The 25,316-nt window shown below is 36.7% G+C and carries 17 protein-coding genes; 9 read left to right on the forward strand and 8 right to left on the reverse strand.

The features are described 5' to 3' along the window. Positions 1-104: 104 nt before the first annotated feature. The 3 genes from HX004_RS05550 to HX004_RS05560 all read right to left on the reverse strand — a co-directional run bounded on the left by HX004_RS05550 (position 105) and on the right by HX004_RS05560 (position 4,599). Positions 105-329, reverse strand: a complete 225-nt coding sequence (locus HX004_RS05550) for a hypothetical protein (protein ID WP_286441339.1) — start codon at positions 327-329, stop codon at positions 105-107. A 226-nt stretch (positions 330-555) separates the two neighbouring features. Further along, a complete protein-coding gene (odhB, locus tag HX004_RS05555; RefSeq protein ID WP_286441340.1) occupies positions 556-1,779 on the reverse strand; it encodes a 2-oxoglutarate dehydrogenase complex dihydrolipoyllysine-residue succinyltransferase in 1,224 nt (407 codons plus the stop codon). Between the two features lie 48 nt (positions 1,780-1,827). Then, positions 1,828-4,599 (reverse strand): 2-oxoglutarate dehydrogenase E1 component, encoded by a 2,772-nt coding sequence (locus tag HX004_RS05560; protein WP_286441341.1) that lies wholly within the window; start codon positions 4,597-4,599, stop codon positions 1,828-1,830. Between the two features lie 116 nt (positions 4,600-4,715). On the opposite strand from HX004_RS05560, the gene HX004_RS05565 reads away from it, so the two are divergent. Continuing rightward, entirely contained in the window at positions 4,716-5,294 is a 579-nt protein-coding gene (locus tag HX004_RS05565) for a hypothetical protein (RefSeq protein ID WP_286441342.1), read from the forward strand. A gap of 71 nt (positions 5,295-5,365) precedes the next feature. Here HX004_RS05565 and HX004_RS05570 read toward each other — a convergent pair whose 3' ends face one another. From HX004_RS05570 to HX004_RS05580, 3 genes are all read right to left on the reverse strand, one after another. Continuing rightward, positions 5,366-6,202, reverse strand: a complete 837-nt coding sequence (locus HX004_RS05570) for a hypothetical protein (RefSeq protein ID WP_286441343.1) — start codon at positions 6,200-6,202, stop codon at positions 5,366-5,368. 134 nt (positions 6,203-6,336) lie between these two features. After that, entirely contained in the window at positions 6,337-6,687 is a 351-nt protein-coding gene (locus tag HX004_RS05575) for a hypothetical protein (RefSeq protein ID WP_286441344.1), read from the reverse strand. Between the two features lie 6 nt (positions 6,688-6,693). Next, complete coding sequence (locus tag HX004_RS05580; RefSeq protein WP_286441345.1) at positions 6,694-7,671, reverse strand: polyprenyl synthetase family protein; 978 nt, start codon at positions 7,669-7,671, stop codon at positions 6,694-6,696. A 313-nt stretch (positions 7,672-7,984) separates the two neighbouring features. Here HX004_RS05580 and HX004_RS05585 point away from each other — a divergent pair, with 313 nt between their 5' ends. The 6 genes from HX004_RS05585 to HX004_RS05610 all read left to right on the forward strand — a co-directional run bounded on the left by HX004_RS05585 (position 7,985) and on the right by HX004_RS05610 (position 16,466). Further along, positions 7,985-8,593: a TetR/AcrR family transcriptional regulator gene (locus HX004_RS05585; protein ID WP_286441346.1), complete on the forward strand. Its 609-nt coding sequence runs from the start codon at positions 7,985-7,987 to the stop codon at positions 8,591-8,593. Next, entirely contained in the window at positions 8,586-9,905 is a 1,320-nt protein-coding gene (locus HX004_RS05590) for a TolC family protein (RefSeq protein WP_286441347.1), read from the forward strand. The genes HX004_RS05585 and HX004_RS05590 overlap by 8 nt, the downstream gene beginning before the upstream one ends. 23 nt (positions 9,906-9,928) lie before the next feature. Further along, positions 9,929-10,990 (forward strand): efflux RND transporter periplasmic adaptor subunit, encoded by a 1,062-nt coding sequence (locus HX004_RS05595; protein WP_286441348.1) that lies wholly within the window; start codon positions 9,929-9,931, stop codon positions 10,988-10,990. A 24-nt stretch (positions 10,991-11,014) separates the two neighbouring features. After that, the gene (locus tag HX004_RS05600; protein WP_286441349.1) at positions 11,015-14,176 is read left to right on the forward strand and encodes an efflux RND transporter permease subunit; all 3,162 of its coding nucleotides are present in this window, start codon (positions 11,015-11,017) and stop codon (positions 14,174-14,176) included. 242 nt (positions 14,177-14,418) lie between these two features. Further along, positions 14,419-15,315, forward strand: a complete 897-nt coding sequence (locus tag HX004_RS05605) for a helix-turn-helix domain-containing protein (protein WP_286441350.1) — start codon at positions 14,419-14,421, stop codon at positions 15,313-15,315. Between the two features lie 158 nt (positions 15,316-15,473). Further along, the gene (locus tag HX004_RS05610; RefSeq protein WP_286441351.1) at positions 15,474-16,466 is read left to right on the forward strand and encodes a beta-ketoacyl-ACP synthase III; all 993 of its coding nucleotides are present in this window, start codon (positions 15,474-15,476) and stop codon (positions 16,464-16,466) included. A 126-nt stretch (positions 16,467-16,592) separates the two neighbouring features. Here the strand turns inward: HX004_RS05610 and HX004_RS05615 are convergent, their stop codons facing one another. Then, entirely contained in the window at positions 16,593-16,904 is a 312-nt protein-coding gene (locus HX004_RS05615; RefSeq protein ID WP_286441353.1) for a helix-turn-helix domain-containing protein, read from the reverse strand. 350 nt (positions 16,905-17,254) lie between these two features. Here HX004_RS05615 and HX004_RS05620 point away from each other — a divergent pair, with 350 nt between their 5' ends. After that, positions 17,255-19,639, forward strand: coding sequence for an outer membrane beta-barrel family protein (locus HX004_RS05620; RefSeq protein ID WP_286441354.1), 2,385 nt, complete (start codon positions 17,255-17,257; stop codon positions 19,637-19,639). Positions 19,640-19,857: 218 nt separating this feature from the next. Then, positions 19,858-22,236: an outer membrane beta-barrel family protein gene (locus HX004_RS05625; protein ID WP_286441355.1), complete on the forward strand. Its 2,379-nt coding sequence runs from the start codon at positions 19,858-19,860 to the stop codon at positions 22,234-22,236. Between the two features lie 288 nt (positions 22,237-22,524). On the opposite strand, the gene HX004_RS05630 is transcribed toward HX004_RS05625, so the two are convergent. Beyond that, positions 22,525-25,281, reverse strand: a complete 2,757-nt coding sequence (locus tag HX004_RS05630; protein WP_286441356.1) for a DEAD/DEAH box helicase family protein — start codon at positions 25,279-25,281, stop codon at positions 22,525-22,527. Between the last annotated feature and the right edge of the window lie 35 nt (positions 25,282-25,316).

Consider the following 25,316-nt stretch of genomic DNA (forward strand, 5'->3'; position numbering starts at 1 on the left):
ATTTTGATGTTTTTTTACACTGCAACACTTTTAAGCATAAAAAAAGGAGACAATTTCACATTATCTCCTCTATTCATCAATACCAATTGTTATTGTATTGTATTCTATTCTTCATCCGCTAAGAAAAACTTCATGGATTTCATCGGATAAGCATCTCTACTTTTTCCACTTGGATTAGCAATTACCGTTTTGATACTCACTAAATCACCCAATTTGAATTGAGCTTCTGTATATTGATAATCTAAAAGGTAAGGTCCGCAAAAATAATTTCCTTGTTCATCTTTCTCTATAATCCCTCTAAATATCCCTTTTTTCGTTTCTTTCGACATGGTCTTTATTGTTTTAATGGACAAAGATACAATAGAAAAAGGGTTTTTTATAAGGTTTGTGATTTTGTTATTGATGAGGTGAGGTTTGTTCTTTGTGAGGTTTGTTCTTTGTGAGATTTGCTCTTTGTGATGGCTTAACTCCTACCCCTCAATCCTTAACTCAACTGATCCAATAAAAAAAGGCAACTAAACTAGTTGCCTTTTTGTGATATAAACCTTTATTCTATTAAAGTTCTAAAGCTTTTTTAGGATTATTATCCATCAATAATTCAGTTGGATTTTCTAATGCTTCTTTAATTGCTACTAAGAAACCTACTGACTCACGTCCGTCAATGATACGGTGGTCATATGACAACGCAACATACATCATTGGGTGGATTTCCACTTTACCATCTACAGCGATTGGACGCTCGATGATGTTGTGCATGCCCAAGATTCCAGATTGTGGAGGGTTGATGATTGGTGTAGATAACATCGATCCAAATACACCACCATTAGTGATTGTAAAAGTCCCACCTGTCATTTCATCTACAGTAATTTGTCCATCACGAGCTCTTGTAGCTAAACGTTTAATTTCAGCTTCAACTCCACGGAAAGACAACAATTCAGCGTTGCGAACAACAGGAACCATTAGTCCTTTTGGACCTGATACTGCGATTGAAATATCACAGAAATCATATTTAATTTGCTCTTGACCATCGATCATAGAGTTTACATCTGGATACAATTCTAAAGCGCGAGTAACTGCTTTCGTAAAGAAAGACATAAATCCTAAACCAACACCGTGTTTTGCTTTGAAAGCGTCTTTGTATTCGCTTCTTAGCTTGTTTACGTTTGTTAAGTTAACTTCGTTAAACGTCGTTAACATAGCTGTTGTATTTTTAGCTTCAACCAAACGCTCTGCTACCTTACGACGCAACATAGACATTTTTTTGCGCTCTTCTCCTCTTGGTCCACCTGTTGGAGTTCCCATAGAGTGTTTCGCGTTTAAAGCATCTTCTTTTGTGATTCTACCTTCTTTTCCTGTTCCAGTAACTGAAGCAGGATCAATATTTTTTTCATCTAATATTTTTTTGGCAGCTGGCGAAGCTGAACCTGTTGCATAAGTAGCTGCTGCAGGTGCTTGTACTGGCTCTGCCTTAGGCGCTTCTGCTTTTGGAGCCTCCGCTGCTGGCTTAGCTTCTGTAGAAGATCCTCCCGCTGGTTTTGCTGCCCCTGTATCGATTAAACAAACCACTTGTCCTACCGCTACTGCGTCACCTTCTTCTGCTTTTAAAGTAATGATTCCGCTTGCTTCAGCAGGCAATTCTAATGTTGCTTTATCTGAATCAACCTCAGCAATTGCTTGGTCTTTTTCAACATAGTCTCCATCTTTTACCAACCAAGTAGCAATTTCAACCTCTGTAATTGATTCACCTGGTGAAGGAACTTTCATTTCTAAGATGCTCATCGTATATTCTTTAATTAAATATTGTTATGTAAAAATACTCTTTTTTTATTATAAGTTCTTATTAAAAACTTTTTCAACTGCATAAGCAAAACGCTTTTTAGAACGCGTTGAACTTCCTGAAGCTGGTGCACTATACGCTTTATTACCTGCATAACGCAATGGTTTCTCGTCAAAATTCATCAACATATAACCATAAGCTCCCATGTTTTTCGGTTCTTCTTGTGCCCAAACAAAATCATCTGCATTCGGATAAGAAGCAATTACTGCTTTAATCTGCTCTACTGGCAATGGGAATAATTGTTCTAAACGCACAAATGCGATATCTTCTCTTCCTAATTCTTCTCTTCTCGCTACTAAGTCGTAGTAGAATTTACCAGAACAGAAAACCAATGATTTCACTTTTGCTTTATCTACTCCTGCATCATCAATTACATATTGGAACTTACCATCAGTGAACTCACTAATTGTAGACGTTGCCAATGGATGTCTTAACAAGCTCTTTGGTGACATTACAATTAACGGTTTTCTGAAATCAGTTACCATTTGTCTGCGCATCAAGTGGAAGAAGTTAGCTGGAGTGGTACAGTTTGCTACAAACATATTGTGTTCTGCGCACAATTGTAAGTAACGCTCTAAACGCGCTGAAGAGTGCTCTGCTCCTTGGTTTTCATATCCGTGAGGCAATAGCATTACTAAACCATTTTGACTACTCCATTTATCTTCTGCTGCAGAAATATACTGATCCAACATAATTTGTGCTCCGTTTGAGAAATCTCCAAACTGAGCTTCCCAAATCGTCAAAGTATTCGGGTTTGTCAACGCATATCCGTATTCAAATCCCAAAACAGCATACTCAGACAATAATGAGTTGTAAATTCTCATTTGTCCTTTTTGTTCTTTCAATTGATTCAACAAGATGATTGATTCTTCCGTATCTTCTGTTTTAACTACAGCATGACGGTGAGAGAACGTTCCACGCTCTACATCTTGTCCTGACATACGCACATCATATCCTTGAGATATTAATGATCCGTAAGCCAATAATTCACCCATTGCCCAGTCTAATTTATCATTTTCAAAGAACATCGCTTTGCGGTCTCCGATAAGACGTTTTACTTTGCTAATGAATTTTTTATCTTCTGGAAGTTCAGTGATTACCTCAGCGATATCTGTCAATAGTTGTTTAGACACTTTTGTATCATAATCCACAACCATCGCTGTTTCATCTACAATCTTGAACTCTTTCCAGTTTTCTTGCATGAACGTTCTGATTTTAGCAAACTCATTTTCACGAGACATTTGCAAATCTTGTTCTAATACATCTTTATATTGTTGTTCTAAATTTTTCACAAAGCTCTCGTCAACAATCTTATCTTCTAACAATCTTGCGTTATAGATATTTCTTGCATTTGGATGTTTTGCAATCAATTTATATAATAAAGGTTGAGTGAATTTTGGTTCATCTCCCTCGTTATGTCCATATTTACGGTATCCCACTAAATCGATGAATACATCTCTACCAAACGTCATGCGGTATTCTAAAGCAAATAAGAAAGCACGTACAGCAGCTTCAGTATCATCTGCATTTACGTGTAATACAGGAGAAGCTGTTACCTTAGCAATATCTGTTGAATACGTAGAAGAACGTCCATCGGTGAAGTTTGTTGTAAATCCAACTTGGTTGTTTAATACCACGTGGATTGTGCCTTCTGTTTTATACCCTCTTAACTGCGCCATTTGCACGATTTCATACACGATTCCCTGTCCTGAAATAGCGGCATCTCCGTGTAAAGCGATAGGCAATACTTTAGAAGGTTGATTCGTATATACCGTATCTTGTTTTGCTCTTGCGATTCCTTCGATTACTGCACCTACTGTCTCTAAGTGAGAAGGGTTTGGTGTTAGGTTTACATGAATATCTTTTCCTGAGCGTGTTTTACGTGTTGAACTTAATCCCAAGTGGTATTTTACGTCTCCATCATATCCCTCAACCGTATCATAATCTTTACCATCGAATTCTGAGAAGATTTCTTGGGTTGGTTTTTTGAATACGTTTGCTAAAACGTTCAAACGACCACGGTGAGCCATACCCACTACAATTTCCTCTACTCCTTTTTCAGCAGCTGATTCAATTAAAAAGTCCATCGCAGGAATTGCGGCTTCCAATCCTTCTAAAGAGAAACGCTTTTGTCCCACATATTTTGTATTCAAGAAATTTTCAAAAGAAACCGCCTCAATCAACTTGTGTAGGATTTCTTTTTTCTCTTCTGAATTAAATTTTGCTTCTGGGATTTCGAAGTGATCTTGGATCCAATTCACTTCTTTTTCGTCTGTGATATATTTGAATTCAATACCTAAAGTTGCACAGTAGATTTTCTCTAATTGAGTCACGATTTGCGCCAAAGTAGAAGCGGGTAATTGAATTGCTTTCGCTGCGTCAAAGGTTGTATTTAAATCAGCAGCAGATAAACCAAATTTCTCTAAACTTAAATCTGGATGAACAACTCTTCTTTCTCTAAGCGGGTTTGTTTTAGTCAATAGGTGTCCGTAAGTCCTGTAGCCATCGATTAATTTCAATACTGCTAGCTCTTTTGTAATTTGGCTCGTATCTACCGAATTACCTGTATTTGAACTATTTGAAGGAGAAGAAACATAAGTTACTTTTTCAACTGTGCCATCATTAAATTCGTTTGCAAAATCGAACCCCTGAAAGAAGGCTCTCCAACTTGGTTCTACGCTATCTGGATTTTCTAAATATTGATCATACAAATCTGCAAAAAATGCAGTGTGTGCCGCGTTTAAAAAGGAAAATCTATCCATAATTTTCGTCTAAAGACCTATTGATTAAATATTATATATACAAAAATACAACTCTTTGATTACAAAAGTATAAACTTTTTCTTATTTTTATCTCACAACAATTTCATAAAACAGCTATGAGAAGATTTTATGTCAAAAAAATGAGTGTTTTATTCGTTTTTTCATTTTTTTTATTGTCCAATTTTTCACTTTTTGCACAACAAAACCGAAATAACTCCGAAAATTACGATTCTGTCAAAAAATGGAGATTTGGTGGAGGGTTCGGTTTGGGCTTTGGCAACGGGTATACCGATGTGATGTTAGCGCCAAGTGCTTTATACGAAATTAACCCTTATTTGAATGTAGGAGTAGGTTTACAAGGAAGTTACATCAACAGTAAAAATCGCTCTTTTTACTATAGTAGCGTAAAAGAATATCAATCTTGGATTTATGGTGGAAGCTTGATTGCTCTTTCCAATCCCATTCCTCAACTACAATTATCTATCGAACTGGAGCAATTACGCGTAAACAACACCTATACTTATAAGGAGGATTTACAAAAATTAGATGCTAACTTTTGGAACACCGCTTTATTTTTAGGTGCTGGATACAGTAGCGGACCTGCCACGGTAGGCGTTCGATTCAATGTCTTGTACCGCGAAAAAGACATGGTATATGGCAGTGCCTTTATGCCCTTCATCCGCGTCTATTTCTAACAACACCTTTTATAAGATACAAAAAAAGAGCCGATTTGTTCAATCGGCTCTTTTTTTGTATCTCATCCCTATTATATTTCCCTTAAATAAATATCGATGTTATTTGCTGTACTTCGCATTCCCACCTGAAACCTTCTATTTTGGTAGGTAAAGCGATAAATATCCTTGACTGGACTTGAACTCTTTATCACCAAACAAATTTCTCTTGTGAATTTATTGTAAACTAATTCTTCTCCGAAATAACTATCAACTATTCCTACATTAAACCAATCAGTTGTTGTAGTAACATCTAAATTATAGGGAAAATTCATCCTTACCTTAGAGTTAGCTATTATGCGATTTGTTTGATCTCTCACTTTAAATTCAATAAAAAACAATTTACCTGATTTTTGCAAAAAATATCCATCTTCATAGACATAGGCACTACCTGGATAATCACAAACAAATCCATTCGTTCCTCCAGGTAAATCGATAGGAACTGGATAATGATTTACTGTATTAATAGATCTATTTCTAAAAGGCGGTAGATGGATGGGTTCTGCTGGTAAGAAATTGCCATATTTCACGCCATTTGCTGAAAGATTAGGCGTATAATAAGAAGAACTAGGATCTCCAATTCCATAACTTGGATGCCAATAAGTATTACTAAAAGGATCTCCATCATATGACCCTAATCCCAAAAAAGGGGTAAATTCAAAATTCAAATCTGTATTATTAATCATGCGGTAGGTAAATCCTGCACCAATATGCAATCCATGTACAGGACTATATTCATAAGGCGAGTAATAACCTACGGCTGGATCAATTGTTTTACTTTCTTTGTTTACTTCATCATCAAGAACAGTTTGATTATCTGTTGAACAAGAGAAAAGGGACATAACTATCCCAAATAATAGAATTTTTCTCATAAATATTGTTTTTTTAGTTTTTACTAACAGTTAAATTTAACTTAAAAAATATTTATTCGCAACTAGTTTGTTTAAAAAATAACAAAAAAAAGAGCCGATTTGTTCAATCGGCTCTTTTTTTGTACTATCTTCTATTATTTGGATAAACTTGCTCGGAAGTATACCTTTTGAAATTCTCGTTTCACAATAAGGTAAGTCAGTTGTTGAAAGTAGTTAAACACATCCCCTTCTTCTAAAGCTCGAATGTCTTTTTCTGCTACATCAATGCGATAAAGCAACATGGACAACTTCGCCGGAGTACGAGAAGCAATATGCTCTAGTACTTCTTGAATTTGTTGCACAAGATCAAGAGCAGTGGAAGCAGGAAAGACCAAATCCTCATCTACACTCATCCTAAAGTCACGCTCCACTTGCTGAACGAGTAGCTCAAACAAATGCTGTTGCTCCTTCAATTGATTTTCGAGATAAGTTACGGCTACTTCCATTCGATATTACATTTGTCGGTTCATTAATTCTTTACTAAACAAGCGCAACATTTGCTTCTTGTCGTCTGCGATGTCCAAAACATCTAAAATATGCAATGCTTCTTCTGTATATTGCTGAATCAGGTTTAAAGAAGCTTCTTTAGATCCTGTTTCTACAAACAATTCTTTTACCCTTTTGATTTTTTGTTCTTCGTTTGCACACTCTACCGTTGCGTAAAACTGCATTAACTCCTCTTTTTGCGCTGGGTTCGCTTGTTCTAACGCTTTCAGATATAAAAATGTCTTTTTATTTTCTAAGATATCTCCACCAATGCGCTTACCAAACGTCGTTTCATCACCAAAAGCATCTAAATGATCATCTAACAATTGGAAAGCAATCCCCAAGTTCAGACCAAAATTGTAAATCTGTTCTCCATTCTCTTGAGTGGTTTTCGCTACAATAGCCCCCATTTTCAGTGCCGCTGCAACTAAAACAGCTGTTTTGTACTGAATCATTTTAATGTATTGCTCAATCTCTACATCAGAACGTCCTTCGAAACAAATATCGTATTGTTGTCCTTCACAAACTTGAATAGCCGTTTGACTAAACAACTTTGCCAAGTCCCTAAAAATGATAGGTTCATAATGTTCAAAATATTGATAAGCCAGAATCAACATCGCGTCACCAGAGAGAATTGCCGTATTGATATTCCATTTTTCATGTACGGTTTGATGTCCTCTACGCAAAGGAGCATCATCCATAATATCATCGTGCATCAATGAAAAGTTGTGAAACAACTCAATTGCTGTAGCAGCATAAATAGATTTTTTAGGATCCCCATTAAAAACATCCGTAGCCATTAACGTTAGAATCGGTCTAATTTGTTTTCCTCCTAAAGAAAGAATATAAGAAATAGGTTCATAAAGTTCTATGGGTTGACCATCTAATTGAATTGAATTTAGATAATCGGCGATCTGTTCTTTATATTTTGCTATAGACTGCATGTTCTAAAAAATTTTGGTAAAAATACGCGTTTTTTAAAAACTTTACGTTTCCCATTGCGATTCTACCCTTTAACGACTACAAATATCCTAAAAATACATTAGTTATCCACTAGTTTTTCCTGAAAAACAACCTTTCAACTCCTACCCTAGCTCCCTCCTTCCCTTTCCACCCTCTTTTGTGGTCTAAGGACTCCAAAATTTTGCACGTTTTACTATGGAAACTTTTCCTATCGTTAAAGTTTTCATAATTCAGCGGAAACTTTAAAAACGATTTGAGTTTCCTAATTATATTTGCCCGACTAAAAAGAAATACATGGAAACTTTAATACTCGAAAAAGCAACTCATTTGTTTTTATCTCAAGGATTTAAAAGCATCACAATGGACGATATAGCCGCTGAATTGTCTATATCTAAAAAAACCATTTACCAACACTATGCGTCTAAACCTGAACTAATTGAAAAGAGTTTGGTCTATATCAACGAGAAATTCTTAAAATCCCTAGAAGCGGTTATTGCACAAAACAGACCTGCAGTCGCAGAGATTATAGCAGCTCACAACAATATGAATGAAGTATTTGCTGTAGAAACCTCCGTATGTCTGTATCAGCTCAACAAATACTATCCGAAGATTGCACAAAAGCAGAAGATTTTCCACAAGAAAAAGTATGTAGGTATCATTGAGCGAAATTTAGAAAAAGGAATCAAAGAAGGAGTCTATCGCTCGAATTTGGATGTTGAATTTACGGCACGTTTACATATTGCTTCTGTGGTATTATTAGACGATCACGATTATTTTGAACCTGATGAATATACCCATATGCAATTACACGCCTTACATCTGGAACATCACATTCGAAGTATCACTACAGAAAAAGGATTAAAACAATACTTAGACTTAAAAGAAAGCATCAAAAATGAATAAGACCTTCTTAACCTTATGTAGCCTATTCCTTTCTTGTCATTTATGGGCACAAGAGCCTTTGACCTTACAAGAAGCATTGCAATATGCTTTGGTACACAAAGCAGAAGCCAGACAAGCCGCTTTAGATATCACCAATAGCGATTATCAAATCCAAGAAGTTAAAGCCAACGCACTTCCGCATTTGAACGTAGAAGCCAATATAGCGAACAACGTCAAAATTCAGGAAATGCCGTTAACTCTAGGTGGACAAACACAGATGATTCCCTTTAATTTAAAGTGGAATTCACAAGTAACAGCAACAGCTTCTCAAGTTTTGTTTAATCAAGCTGTATTTATGGGATTAAAGGCAGCTCGTTCAGCTAAGGATTTTTACATCATCAACAAAGAATTGACGGATGAACAAATCATAGAAAAAGTTGCTTCTACTTACTACCAAGTATTTCAATCGAAAGCGATGTTGAAAACCTTAGAAACTACAATTAGCAGTACCACGCGAATTAAAGATATTATTGAGGATTTACACCGCAATGGCTTAGCTACTCAAATCGACTTAGATCGTACAAGAGTAAGCTTGAGTAATTTAAAAGCCAATAGACAGCAAATCATCAATGCAGTAGACTTGCAAGAAAATGCATTAAAGTTTTTCATGGGAATGGATTTACAAACCGCCATTCAACTACCAGAAAACACCTTTACAATTGATGAAAGCGCTATACTGGCGGAGAATAAGGTTGATGGGCGAACTGAAATTCACTTATTAGAGAAACAAAAAGAGTTATTAGCCTATAAACTCAAGTCGATTCAAGCGGATTACTATCCGTCCTTAGCCGCTTTTGGAACCTTTGGTTATCAAGGAATGGGAGATAAATTTCCTTGGGGTAATAAACCGAGTGATGGTGTTTTTTGGACGAGTGCTTCAGCCGTAGGAATCTCGTTAAAACTCCCGATATTCAATGGTTTTGAAACGAGATCAAGAGTCAGACAAGCGAAAGTAGACATTGAAAAAATCGATGTACAATTGGAGGATACGAAACAAGCTTTAGCTTTGGATTATTCCAATGCACAGAAATCTATTGAGAATGCTCTAATAACCATTAATTTCCAAAAGGAAAATGTGGATTTGGCTCGAAGTATTCTAACCAATATGCAAAACAACTACAAGCATGGTTTAGCTACTTTAACTGATTTGTTGAATGCTGAAAATGCTTATACCGAAGCGGAAAACAATTATACCACGGCCTTACTTGACTTTAAACTAGCGGAAATTCAAATAATCAAATCACAAGGAGCCTTAAAGACCTTACTTGACTAAATTTTATCTAATCTCAAACAACCATGAAAAAAATAATAACAGCTTTAGTCCTTGTAGCCTTAATTGGGGGGACGATCTATATAGTAAATCGAAACAAAACGAAAAACGACGAAGAAACGGCTATTGTAGCAGACCAAGATGCAACCATTACGGTACGTGTAGAACAAGCGAGTGTACGTGTTGTGGATGCAACTTATAAAGCGAATGGGAACTTTGTTCCCTATCAAGAAGTAACTCTTTCAGCAGAAACCCCTGGTCGTGTGGTAAAATTACTCGTTGATGAAGGAGCCCAAGTGCGCAAAGGACAAGTTTTAGCCTTCGTCAATAGCGACCAAATCAACGTACAAGTACGCCATGCAGAAGCAGCTTATGCCACAGCTAAAGCAGATGCTGCTCGTTTTGAAAGCGCTTATAGCACAGGAGGAGTCACTAAACAACAGTTAGATCAAGTCAAATTGATGTTACAAAATGCAGAGGCAAATTTAAAATCAGCTCAAATTACAGCAGGTGATGCGCATATCAAAGCTCCTATTGATGGCATTATCAACAAGAAACACGTGGAACAAGGTAGTTTTGTAGCCCCTGGTGCGCCTATTTTTGACTTAGTTAATGTCAACCAATTGAAATTGAGAGTCAATGTAGATGAGAGTCATGTAGCCAATCTAAAAGAAGGAGATATCATTGAAGTCAAAGCGAGTGTATTCCCCAATGATCGCTTTGAAGGAAAGGTAACGTTTATTGCTCCTAAAGCAGATGCTGCCTTAAACTATCCCGTTGATTTACTTTTAACCAACAACAAAGACAATAAACTGCGTGCGGGTATGTATGGATCAGCTTATTTTGATGCCGATCAAAATCAAGATACCCCATTGCTTCTAGTACCCCGCAATGCTTTCGTAGGAAGTGTAAGTTCGAATCTCATCTATCGCGTTATAGATAATAAAGCCGTTGCTACACAAGTAGTATCGGGTAGAAACCTAGGTGATTTTGTTGAAATCCTAGACGGATTAAAAGAAGGAGAAACTGTAATTACCTCTGGGCAAATCAACCTAACAGACCAAGCCCCTGTATCTATTATTAAATAACGGCCTAAAGAAAAGGATTGACATATGAAAATAGCCGAAATATCCATCAAGCGTCCGAGCATCATCATCGTGCTTTTTATTGCACTATTACTCGGAGGTATATTTAGTTATAAAAACCTGAGTTATGAGCTAATTCCCAAGTTTGAAGTAAACGTGATTACTGTTGCTACAGTATATCCAGGAGCTTCTCCTTCGGAAATCGAAAATACCGTAACCAAAAAAATTGAAGATGCCGTCGCCTCTTTAGAAAATGTAAAAAAAGTAGAAGCTTTATCTTTCGAAAGCTTATCAACGGTAATGATTTACTTGACTTCGGAAGCCAATGTAGATTTATCGTTGAACGATGCACAGCGCAAGATTAACGCTATCCTAAAAGATTTACCCAAAGACGTTGACCCACCTTCGTTACAGAAATATTCTTTGAGTGATTTACCCATTATGACTTTGAGTGTAACGAGTAATTTAACTGAAAAGGAATTATACGATTTATTAGATAAAAAGATTCAACCCATCTTTTCTCGTGTTGCGGGAGTGGCCAAAGTTGAATTAGTTGGAGGAGAAAAAAGAGAGATTCAAGTTTTACTTGATCCTAAAAAAATTGAAGCTTACGGTTTGAGTGTACCGATGGTACAACAAGCGGTATTGAGTTCCAACTTAGACTTCCCTACTGGGAGTGTAAAGTCAGGAGATAAACAAACCCTCATTCGCTTAGCAGGAAAATACAAGAACATCGAAGAGATGCGAAATTTAGTCATTGCTTCTCAAGGGGGAATTGACATCCGATTAGGCGATATTGCTGATGTACAAGATGGTATTAAAGAAGTAGAAAAAATTGCTCGTTTGAATCAGCAATCGACGATTTTAATGCAAGTTATCAAACAATCGGATGCCAATGCTGTAACCGTAAGTGAATTAACGCAGCAGTCCATTGCTGAAGTGGAGAAAAACTATGCTGATATTCAGTTGAATATCAAAACGGCAAACGACTCTTCTCAGTTTACCTTAGAAGCGGCTAATGCTGTTATGTTTGACTTGTTTTTAGCGATTGTATTGGTGGCCTTTGTCATGTTATTTTTCTTACACAGTTTTAGAAATGCCCTGATTGTAATGGTGGCTATTCCGTTATCATTGGTAGCTACCTTCATCGGGATTTACCTGTTGGGTTACTCCTTAAACTTATTGAGTTTACTCGCGCTTTCCTTGGTTGTTGGTATTTTAGTGGACGACGCCATCGTTGTAATTGAAAATATTCACCGCCACATGGAAATGGGTAAAAATAAAGTACGCGCCTCTTTTGACGGAGCAAAGGAAATTGGATTTACCGTTACCGCAATTACCTTAGTTATTGTAGTGGTATTCTTGCCCATTGCCATGTCTTCTGGTTTAGTTCCCAACATCATTAAACAATTCTGTGTGACGGTCATCATAGCAACGATGTTGTCTTTGTTGGTTTCCTTTACAATTGTACCTTGGTTATTCTCAAGATACGGGAAAATTGAAGTTATTCAACCGACTTCCTTCTTTGGAAAAATCCTACACGGATTTGAAAAAGGATTAACTTCTTTTACACACAGCATCTCAGGTTTATTGGTTTGGTCTTTAAATTCAACAAAGAATACACTTACGGTTTTATTCATCGTAGCCTTAGCCTTCTTTGGTTCCTTAGCACTTCCATCCTTAGGGTATGTGGGAGGAGAATTCTTTCCTAAAACGGATAAAGGGGAATTCTTAGTTCAATTGGAATTAGACAAAGATGCATCCGTACAACAGACCAATCTCATGACGCAAAAAGCGGAGGCTTTCTTGCGTACCAAGCCTGAAGTAGTGGATATGATTACTACGGTAGGGCAATCTTCTGAAGGGTACGGAGGAAGTCAAGCGACCAAATATAAATCGGAAATTCACGTCATCTTAACCGATAAAAAAGAAAGAAGTGAGAGTTCGTTCGTTTACGCAGCCAAGTTAAAGAAGGAGTTAGCTCCATTAATGGTAGGTGTAAAAGTAAAAACAGTTCCTGTGGGATTAATTGGTGCAGAAGAAGCTCCTTTAGCCTTGACGATCACAGGGTCAAATTTGGATGATGCGATGGAATTTGCCATTCAGGCCAAAGATTTATTAGATCAGATTCCAGGAACTATGGAAACGAAGCTAACCACAGAAACGGGTAGCCCTGAGATTAATGTACAAGTCGATCGCGATAAAATGGCCGCCCTTGGGTTGGACATGTATACCGTAGGGATGACGATGCAGACCGCCTTTAACGGAAACACGGACGGAAAATACAGAGCAGGTGAATACGAATACGACATCAACATTCGCTTCCAAGAATATGCAAGAACGACGATTGATGATGTAAAGACCATCAACTTTAAAAACAATCAAGGAGAAGATGTGAAGTTAGAGCAATTTGCTACAGTAAACTATAGCTCAGGTCCATCAATCTTAGAGCGTAGAGACAAGAGTCCGTCGGTAACCATCAAATCCCAAACCATTGGTCGTTCTCCCGGAGATATTGCCAATGAATGGTTGCCAAAATTCGACCAATTGACCTTAAAACCAGGGGTAAAATACCAATGGACAGGAACGATGGAAGATCAAGAAGAAGGTTTTGGTACATTGGGGATTGCCTTATTAGCGGCTATTATTTTAGTTTACCTGGTAATGGTTGCCCTGTATGACAGTTTCTCCAAACCCTTCATCGTTATTTTTTCTGTGCCTTTGTCCTTTATTGGAGCCTTATTAGCCTTAGCTATTGCTAATATTTCTTTGAATATTTTTACCATCTTAGGAATTATCATGTTAATTGGTTTGGTTTGTAAGAATGCCATTTTATTAGTGGACTTTGCCAACCACAGAGTTGAAGCAGGTGACAGTGTACACGATGCCTTAATTGCCGCTAACCACGCGCGTCTTCGTCCGATTTTAATGACGACTATTGCTATGGTTATTGGGATGGTGCCTATTGCCTTAGCCAATGGTGCTGGAGCAGAAATGAACAACGGATTAGCTGTAGTTATTATTGGTGGATTATTATCTTCCCTGCTACTTACCTTGGTTATCGTACCAATCATCTACTCTATTTTTGACAAGATCGGCAAGCGATTGAGTAAAAAAGAAAAGGTAAATTACCAAGCAGAAATGGAAGCTGACTATGAACCCAATCACAATTTTGTAGATCATCACTAGGATGATATCCTTGTTGACCTAAATAAAACAAAACAACCATAGAGTAGAAATTTATTTTTCTACTCTATTTTTTTTAAAAGTCATCTTGACTTTCTCTAATTGGTTAAAAAAATGCCTTTAATCAGACTCAAAATAGCTAATTTTCACTTCAATCAAAAAATTCAAGATGAGTTCTTAACCTAAAACAAGTTTTTTGTCCGATGGACTTCTTATTTTTATCCCTTTAACTATATAATCTTATTGTGAAGAATAATTATATACAATCCTACTCTATTGCTGATATCTTAAATCGATATGAGCGTTTTATTGTTGACAAACGCTTAGCAGTAGTAGAGATTGGGCCTAAACACAGTCAGTATTTTGTCATCGGCAAACCCTATAAGTTTGCCTCTTTTGGTTTAATTCTCATTACTTCAGGAGAATGTGAGATTACCATTAATTTAGAACCAACGAAAGTAAAGAAAAACGATATTCTCGTGGTGCTACCTCAGCAATTTTTCGAGATTATCCAATACACCAAAGACTTTAGTGTACAGGCTTTTTTTGCAAGTGGGGAATTATTTCTAGATGCGGGATTTCACTTAAAGTCAAACAATCTGATACAGTTCTTTTCTTCACAATACCCCAAAATTCTTCCTTTAAACACTTACATCATAAAGGAGATTAAGTATCATCTAAAGCGATTAAACAAACTGGTCTTCGCCAAGGATAATATGTTTACCCATCAGTTGATTCTTCATCACTTTTCTATTTTGATGTATGAATTGGGGCATTTTTACAACAAACGAGTTTTAGCTAAAACAGAGAAAAAGACGCTTCGCAAAGAAGAACTAACGAAGAACTTTCTATTGTTGGTTTCCTCCCATTTCAAAAAAGAGCGCAGCGTACAATTCTATGCGGATCATATGTTTATCAGTCGCAAGCACCTCACTAAAATAATTGCAGATGTATTTGGGAAAGCGCCAAAAGACATCATTGTGGAGACGATTATTTTAGAGGCTAAAATCATGTTGAAAGATCCTCACAATTCCATTACACAAGTAGCGAATGAACTTAATTTTCAAGATGTTGCCTTGTTCAGCAAGTTTTTCAAAAACAGCACAGGTATCTCACCTCGAGAATTTAAGTTAACAAATTAACATTTACATAAATTTATGCGTCTTTTAGACAACTTATTCCGTTTATTTAACCACTAATATTTAGCTAAAAATAGCGAGATTTGAGTTCTTTCTTAGGTTCCCCCTCTCCTAAGTTGCAAGTAAGACATATTTGCATATAAGACGCAAAACAAACAACAATGTTGAAAAATAAACAACAATATGCTCAAATAACAGCCATTGGTGGGTATCTACCGATAAACAAGCGTACCAATGCTGATTTAGAACGTTTGTCAGACACTTCTGACGAATGGATTATGAAGAGAACAGGAATCAAAGAGCGCAGAATTTTAGAGGATGGTCTAGCGACATCAGACATGGCTGTAGCAGCCATAAAAGAATTGTGTGCTACTTACCAAAAAAACGCAGTTGATATTGACGCACTTCTCATTGCGACTTCTTCGCCCGATATGCCCATGCCCTCAACCGCTAATATCGTTTGCGATAAATTACAGCTCAACAATGTATGGGCTTTTGACATGAATGCTGCCTGTTCTGGTTTTTTATACGCCTTAGACATGGGAGCTGCCTTAATTGAAACTGGGCGTTATAAAAATGTGGTGGTCGTAGGTGCAGACAAAATTAGTACCTATGTAAATCAAACAGATCGTTCAACCAATATTTTGTTTGGCGATGGTGCTGGTGCCGTTTGGTTAGAACCTTCTGCAGAAACAGGAATTTTAGATGCTTTATTGCTCAGTGATGGAAAAGGTATTGAATACCTCAATATCAAAGGAGGAGGTACATTATACCCCTACGATACAGAAGACTGGAATGCCGATCATCGTTATTTAAAACAAGACGGTAAAGTTGTATTCAAAAATGCCGTAACTGCCATGAGTGCAGCCTGCGAAACGCTATTAACAAAGAATGATTTAACTATTGATGACGTCAACTGGTTGGTTGCACATCAAGCAAATAAACGCATTATTGATGCTGTGGGGAAAGAATTAGGCATTGAAGAACACAAAGCCTTGAATAATATTACTTATTCCGGCAATACAATTGCCGCAACTATACCCCTTTGCATGTGGGAATTTAAAGATCAAATCAAAAAAGGAGATTTACTCTTACTTACTGCATTTGGAGCGGGATTTTCTTGGGGGGCAAGTTTACTACAATGGAATATCTAAAAAGAGACAGGATTTCATAACCTGAAACCTTTATAATCAAGATAAAACACAAAAGAGACCTCCAATGGAGGTCTCTTTTTACTTATAAATAATTAAACGATAGGTTCTGGTTAGATGACACGTTTATTAACTTAATTCCTCTGGAAAGTCAACACCTTTCTCTCGAAGGTATTGCACAAGTTGGCCGTGTTTTGTTTGTAAATCTGAAGTACAATCACATGCGATAGGGCAAATTTGAAAAGGAGAGATTTCTAAAATTATAGCAATCTCATTTAAGACATCATTCTTTAATTTCGTCTTTCCGCTCTCGATATCAGAATAAGCCTTTTGTGAAATATCTAGCTTCATAGCCACATATTCCTGAGAAAAACCTAATTCTTTTCGCCTTGAACGCATCTTTTCTGATTGAATTTTACATTTTTGTGCTGGTGTTTGCATAATAAACCTCGTAGTTTAATAAATTATCTCACACAAAGGTAACACTTTATTATATTTTAGTTCCTTTTTATTAAACTTTATCGTACCTTTGATTAACATAAACAACAAAATCAATGTCAAGCTTAAAATGAATATACTGAAAATTGATGTTCAAAAATTCATATATGCTTAACGAAAAACTGCTTTCCCCAAAAGCAGTTTTTTTTATGTCCACTTTTGTCTTATCCCCTGTTCATTAATGAACATCTCTTTGAAAAGCTATTAAAGCAATATACTAATTTTCAACCAATTAAAAAAACATTAATTTCTTGGCACAGCTTTGGTTTTTTATCTAACAAATAAAAAATTAAATGAAAACAAAACTAATCACCCTCATCATCTGTTTTACGCTTTCAATCGTAAGCTTTGCACAAGTTAAACTTTCTGGTTCTGTTCTGGACTCCCAACAACATCCTATCGACTTTGCAGAAGTCCTATTGCTCAATCAGGAAGAAAAGCTAATCCAACATACCTACTCAGATGAAACTGGCACTTTCACCTTTGAAAACATTATTGCTGATTCATACACTTTACGTGTAAATAATTTAGGAATTAAACAATATGAAACCGATATTACCTTAACCCAAGACCTCATCTTAGCTCCGATGGTGATTCAAAATGACAAAATACTCGACGAGATTGTCGTTTCTGCTCAAGCCAAAGTATTTGAACGAAAAGTAGACCGTACCATATTCAACATTGAACAATCTGTACATGCCAACAACAGTAATGCCAAAGATCTATTAAAACTAACTCCGGGATTAAAAGTAGATAAAGATCAGATTTCTTTAATTGGAAAAAACAGTATGCAAGTGATGATTAATGATAAAATGCTTCCCCTTACAGGAGAAGAGTTAATCAATTACCTGAATACAATCCCTTCAGAAATGATTCAGAAAATTGAGATTATCAGTACACCTCCCGCAAAATATGAAGCTAGTGGAAACAGCGGTTTAATCAATATCGTTTTAAAGCAAGCCAAACACAATGCATGGAACAATCAGATTAGCGCGGGATTTGAGGCTACAGATAAGGCCCTTTGGAAAGTTAGCGATGTATTCAATTACAGCAAAGACAAAGTAACACTCTCCACCTCTATCAATGCTAGCACAGGATACAAGCAGGAAATTGGCAAAATGAACTTGTATTATCCTACAGAAACATGGAATACTATTTATAGAGAAACAGAACAAAAGAAGGATCTATCAGGTAGTTTTCAATTGGATTATCAAGCAACACCCAAAACGGGTTTTGGCTTTCAATATAGAGGAAATACAAATGAACAGAAAACGAGAGACAACAATCAAGTAGATGTGAATAACGCTGTTGATAACTTGCTAAAAACAATCGATACAAAGGGAAAATCGAGTCCAGATTTCAACAATCATTCATTTAACTTAAATCTAACACATAAATTTGATACTGTGGGAACTAAGTTAAATTTAGACCTGGATTACTTTAACTATAGAGTGAACAAATCTCGAGTTTTCAACACAAAAACAGCTACTGTTGATAACCTTGTTAACAATGATCAATATTCACAAACAACTGGCGATCAAAAAATAGACAATTACAGTGCAAAAATAGATTTTGAACAACCTTTATCTTGGGTTAATTTATCGTATGGAGCTAAAGTGAGTTTTGTAAAAACCATCAACAATGCCAATTCTTTCAACTTTCTCCCAAATACAGAGATACTAAATACCCTACAGACCGATCATTTTATATACAAAGAAAACATTCAAGCCGCTTACATCAGTGCTACAAAAAGCATTGGAAAGAAATGGGAAACACAAATTGGGTTACGCGTTGAGAGTACTCAAACTACTGGAGAATCTATTGCTTCACAAGCAAAAGAAAAAACGAACTATACGAAGCTTTTTCCTACACTTTATGTAAGCTACAAAATCAACGAAGAAAACAATATTTCCTTAAGCGCTAATCGCCGTATTAACCGACCAAGTTTTTGGCAACTAAATCCATTTCGTTGGTACATTAATGAATACAATTACGTCACTGGAGATCCAAACTTAAAACCGACCTATGTCAATGCTGTAAATATCGCTTATACTTTTAAAAACAAACTATTTATCAATGCCTCTTATTCTAAAGTAACAGATTTGGCTTCTCAATACCCCAGTATTGATACCACCAACCATATTCAAATATTAAAACAAGGCAACATTTTCAATGCGGAAAATACGAACCTCAGTATCACCCATATTTTTGACACTTGGTACTGGTTAAACTCACAAAATACAATTTCCGCTTTTTACAATGCAAGTCAATTAATACAAGATGTTAATTTAGAAACGAGCAATGGTATGGGATACTATTTTAACTCGAACAACACGATTCAACTAAACACAGACAAAACATTTCAAGCGCAAGTTGACTTTTGGTATCAATCGAAATTAAACAACGGAAACTGGAAATTAAAACCGATGTACGGATTAAACTTAGGTTTAAAATACGCCATGCTGGACAAGAAATTAAATGTTTCAGCTTATATGAATGACATTTTAAGAACCTCTCATTTACGCGCACAAGCAACAGCAGATGGGGTTAAACAACAATATAACATGTACAACGACAATCGCTATTTCACCTTAGGCTTGAGCTACAGCTTTGGAAATTCTAAAATTAAAGTAACTGAACGCCAAGGAAGCAATAAAGACATTATCAACAGAAAATAAACTCTCTGTTTATAACTTAGTTAACAACCTTGAAAATCAGTTGATTTTCAAGGTTTAATCAAACACAAAAAACAGAAGTTATAAACAATACTAAAATAGTCGTAACAAATCAGTTGAATGCGCTACTTATAGACATCAATCAAGTTATGAACAGAAAAAACACCACTTGTTAACAAACTTATCAACATTGTTAATAAGTAGACTACAACCTTATTATTATGAAAAAGAAGATTACCTTATTTATTACTTTCTTTTGCGGAATCGCACTCCTACATGCCCAAAACACAGTAAAGGGACGAGTGCTCAACAAAGACAAGCAACCGATTGATTTTGCGGAATTGCACCTAGTAAAAGAAAGCGATGACCAATTAGCCCAGCAGAGTTTTACCGCAGAAACAGGAGAATTTACGTTGACGAATATTCCAACTGAACAATACAAATTGAACATCCACTATTTAGGTCAATTGTTGTACACAAAGAATATACACATCGACAAAACAATTGATCTAGGGGATATTATTGCGGAATCTTCAACGGAATTGGGAGAGATTGTCGTACAAGCCGAGAAAAAATTGGTGGAACGCAAAGCCGATCGTTTGGTATTTAATACAGCGAATAGTATTGCTTCTCAAGGGATGGATGCCGTAGAAGCTTTAACCAATACCCCTTTAGTCAAAGTACAAAATGACAAAATTAGCATTGTGGGTAAAAGTAGTGTGACGATTATGATCAATGATAAAATTGTACACTTACAAGGGGATGCTTTAACGAATTACTTAAAGACCTTGCGTTCAGATGACATTGAAAAAATTGAAGTCATTACCAACCCGCCTTCTAAATATGAAGCTAGTGGAAACAGTGGATTAATTAATATCGTCCTGAAGAAAAACAAATCTCTTGGCCTGTATGGGTCAGTGAGCAGTTCCTATTCTTACAACAACCACAATTGGTATTCGCTCAATGGGAGTTTAAACTACCAAAAGAAGAAGTGGAATGTAATGTTGAAAGCCAATGGAGGAGATGGAAAATACAGCAATGAGAATACGTATACATTTAAAAACGATACGCGTATTCTAGATTCTTATGCCAATCCAACAGGGTCTTATACGTCAGGCGGAATCAATCTAACGACCAATTATCAATTATCAGACAAAGAAGTAATTGGAGCGACTTATGATTTATCCAAGTACAAAAATGACAATACGAATCCCAATACATCCAAGTATATTGCTTTACCAGAGCAAAAAACAGATTCTATCATCAAATCCATCACAGAAGCAACCAATAACAATATTTACCATACGGCGAATTTATTTTACGATCGAAACTTAGATACCTTGGGAAGCAAATTATCCTTAGGAGTCAATTACTTTTCAAATATTCCAGATGGAGCAACAGACATGAATGAATACGATCCACAACACAATCTTCGCAATTCAACTTATTACACCAATGATTTAAAGTATCAAGTGTGGAGTGGAACAGCAGATGTATCGTATAAATTACCCTGGATAGATTTAGAATTTGGGGGGAAATATTCCAATTACGACAATAAATCCAAGGTGTTTTACTACAACCGAATCAATGAAAATTTAATATACGACGGTAGTCGAAGTAACCGATTCAATTACAAAGAGGACAACTTTGCAGCTTATGTAAGTGTACACAAAAAATTAAGTGATCAGTGGAGTGTTAAAGGAGGAATGCGATTTGAGCAAACGGAAGTGGAAGGTCATCTATTAGAAACCGATGAAACCTTTAAAAAGTCGTATGGAAAATGGTTTCCAACCGCTTATATTTCCTATGACCCCAATGAAAATCACTCCTTCAACTTCAATTATTCCAAGCGAATTAACCGTCCTTATTCTGGTATATTAAATCCCTTCCGTTACTATGCAAATAGTTATTCATACAACAGTGGTAATCCAGAATTAGATCCTTCCTTTACAGATAATTTCGAATTGAATTACCTCTTTCATGGCTCTTTGTCAGTGGGATTAAACTACTATCATATCACCAATTCATTTGATCAATATTCGACTTTAATCGACGATGTTTTCATCAGTACGTATTACAATATGCTCAATAGTGATAACTATGGATTAAGCGTTTCATACAGTGATAAAATTACGGGATGGTGGCAAACAAGCACAGGAGCAGATATGAATTATTCAAGTTCTTATTACCGCAATAAGATAGCCAATCAAATTCCACAAAACGGAGTATACTTTAGCTATTATTCACAAAACACATTTACGATGAATACCGCTAAAACCTTACATGTATTTTTAAACTGGTATCACCAAGTACCACATAAATCAGATAATACTAAATATGGTTCGTATTCAGCGTTGACTACGGGAATCAAAGCTAGTTTACTAAATAAGAAACTCAACGTCAATGTGACCTTATACGATATCTTCAATACAGGTAAATCCAACGGAACAAGTTACTTCCGTGACAACGTACAAACTTTTACCAATAGTTGGAATAGCCGAAGATTGACCATTGGTGCGACTTATACTTTTGGAGACAGCTCCAACAAAAAAAGCATTAAAGAGGCAAATTTTGAGGATAAAAGTCGAAGCAGTAAATAGTTCATTTTGAAGCATTTTGCCTACTTAATAAAATTTAACAAAATAATTTATTTCAACACTGTAACAAAACAAACAAAGGAACGACCAATAGTTCACAATTCAAGCAGTACCTAGGTATTGTAGGAATAAAAGTAAATTTTAATTCTTTGGAAAGTCTGTTTCACTTTTTCTCTTCTTCACCGAAGAATATCAAAGTCAGAAGCACTTTTATAAAAATGGAGTGATGACCCATTTTAATTGATTAGTTAGTTGAGCGTCCTTTGTATATCCATACAAGGGACGTTCTTATTATAGCCATTGGTGTTCTTGTGTCACACGAGGTTCTTCTAGTTGATTAACGATGGCAAAAGCACGTGCTTGAAGCAATTCTTTTCTACCTTCTGGCGTTCTCGTATAGACAATTCGGTTCCTTCCCACCTGTTGTGACCATTGTTGTGCGAAGTAATTCACACGCGTTCTGTTCACCCCAATACACTCAGGCACGGCATGGAAATCCGACTCACTGTCCTGAATAGGCAACAGTGTTTTGCGTTCTAAGACATAGCGCGGATTCTCAATTGGCGATAAAATTTCCTTAAGGCAAGAAGCAAATACATGACTTTCTCTTAAGGTAGCCCCTTCTAGTGAACAAAACACACCCCCGCCAAATTCGAGTGTAGTCACAACGCGAATGGCAGTTCGAGCTGTAGTAAACAATTCAAAATGACACAAGGTATTACACAGCGCTTCTCCCATTCCTTGTATGTCCTTACGCATATCGCCAAACTTGCGATACATGCGATAATAGCGCCAACCTTTCCATCCAAAGCGCAGACCCAATCCCAACACAAAGGTTTGAAAAACCCAATAGCCTAAAGACCACAGACTAATTCCGTGTAATAAAACACCTTTTCCTAAGCCAATAAATTGATACGTTAAAAACAAAATAGCGGAGCACACTACGGTAAATAAAGCAGAAACCACCGTCTTATTCGTATAAAATTGCTTGGCTTGACTTACATCCCGTCTTTCTATAGGAGAAGAAAACAACACCCTCGCTCCTTCTGTTAGATGACTTCCACTTTGAATCGCGGTCAACCAACGTCGTTTCAGGCTATCTCTTTGTTGTGCTAGGGCTAAAGTTCGCTGATTCTGTTCCGCTACATACACTTCATCCCGTGTTTTCTTTTTCTTTGCTTTTTCGTGTAATCGTTCAATTCCATTGGAAATTGTCGGTTGTCCCTCTCCCTCCTGATTGGATATACCTACGAAGGTTTGAAAACGACGATGGACAATATCCCAATCTTTTCCTCCATCTGTTGCATAGGTATCGATACAAGCCAAATGCCAAATATGTGCGGTTTTATTGAGATCTTTGGGATTCACGCGAAAAGCACGTCCTCTCACTTGATTGGACGTAATATATGCTCCAATTGAGCTTGCCATCACCAAGGCATTCAACGCAGGAGCATCCCATCCCTCTCCAAGTAAAGCTTTCGTACCAATAAGTACTTGAATCGCCCCTGTTTGAAATAAAGCAGTCACCCAATGCACAATTTGCGTCCTTTGTTGTCCTGTAAGTTGCAAAGCCACATATTGGGGATCGTATGCCAAAGGCGTAAAAGACAACAGGCTTCCCTTTAATTTGGCAAATTGATTCAACCCCTCCAAACAAGTAACCGGCACAATCACCACAGTCCCTGTCAAGACTGCTATAGGCAACGAATGCGTATTGTTTCGCCTCAGGGTTTCAAAAATCGATAACACTCCGAGTTTAGACAATACTTCAGGTGGATGTATTGTCGTGCTGTAATACTCTTTGCGGATGTAATCCGTTAGAATAGCTAGACGTAAATCTTGCCCTAACACGGAATATTCAAAATCGAGAATCGCTGTAATACTTTGCAATTTACTCAAACTAGAAAGCAGTACATCATCGCCTTTATTGTCTTGGACCAATTGCACCTGACGAAAGGCAATTAATCCTCTCTTTTTCAATTCTGCTGTTAATTCACTTCGAAACGCAGCATACTCAGGCACATCTTGTAGTAAGTCCTGCCCCTGAAAGCAGTAAAAATTGAGCATTTTCTCAAACCATACATAATCCAAAAGCGGTAGTTCTTCCTGTTGTAATCCCAATACTTTTCGGTGTATACCTTCAACTTCCCCATAAAAGTCTTGGAGAAAAATCAAACCTGCGACATAGGTCGTTAAGTTCTCATAAATCCAATCCAAATGAGATAAAGGATCTTGATAAATCGCAGATGCACTGAGCGTTTGTCCGAGTAAAGGATGAGATTTAAAGGTCGTATAAAACGAATAAACTGCTGTTTTATGCAGGGCAATTTTTTCGCGTTCCTCTGCCAAAGGCGTGCAATAGTATATAAAATCTTGGTGTGGGCATAAATCTTCCACAGCCACTAAAGTAGGAACGGTGATTTCCTCATCCACAGGTCCAGCTAAATTCATATAGCGTTGCCATTCCAAGCTAGACGCTCCATAAGGAGGAGTTGCCGTTAAGCCGACCACCGTTGACTTCAATTCATTGTCTAATAAATCCAAGGCTTTCCACCACTCCTTTCTCAAGTGATGTACCTCATCCACCAAAAGCGTTTTTATTCCTACAGCTCGCAATTTAGCAATAATCTCCTGTGCGTGATTATTGGTATAACTCACTGTTGTTTCCATTGGAACTTCTTCATCCGTGTCCTCCTCTTCCTTTAAATAATTAAAAGCGGCATGCAATCCTTGATACGTGGATACCGTCAAAAATTGGGGTTGAGTCAATTGAGTTGAAATCCAATCAGGTGCTTCCTCTACTTGTAAAAAAAGGGAACAAAAACGTTCAATCCACTGATTTTTAACTGCCAAGGTTGGTGCTAAAATCAGTGTCGGTTGATTGAGTCTTAAAATCACTTCCAGCCCCAAAACCGTTTTTCCTGATCCGGGAGGAGCCACAACGTGTAATTTATCATCTTTTAGATGAGCCTCTAATTGATCGAGTACTTTTTGCTGATAGTCGCGCCAAGGATATTTGAATGCGATGGGAGTGGGAAACTTTTTCAAATGGTTAATTTTTCTTCCTTAAAATTAAGCAAGCT

The organism is Myroides sp. 1354 (genome assembly GCF_030324495.1).
Taxonomy (GTDB): Bacteria; Bacteroidota; Bacteroidia; order Flavobacteriales; family Flavobacteriaceae; genus Flavobacterium.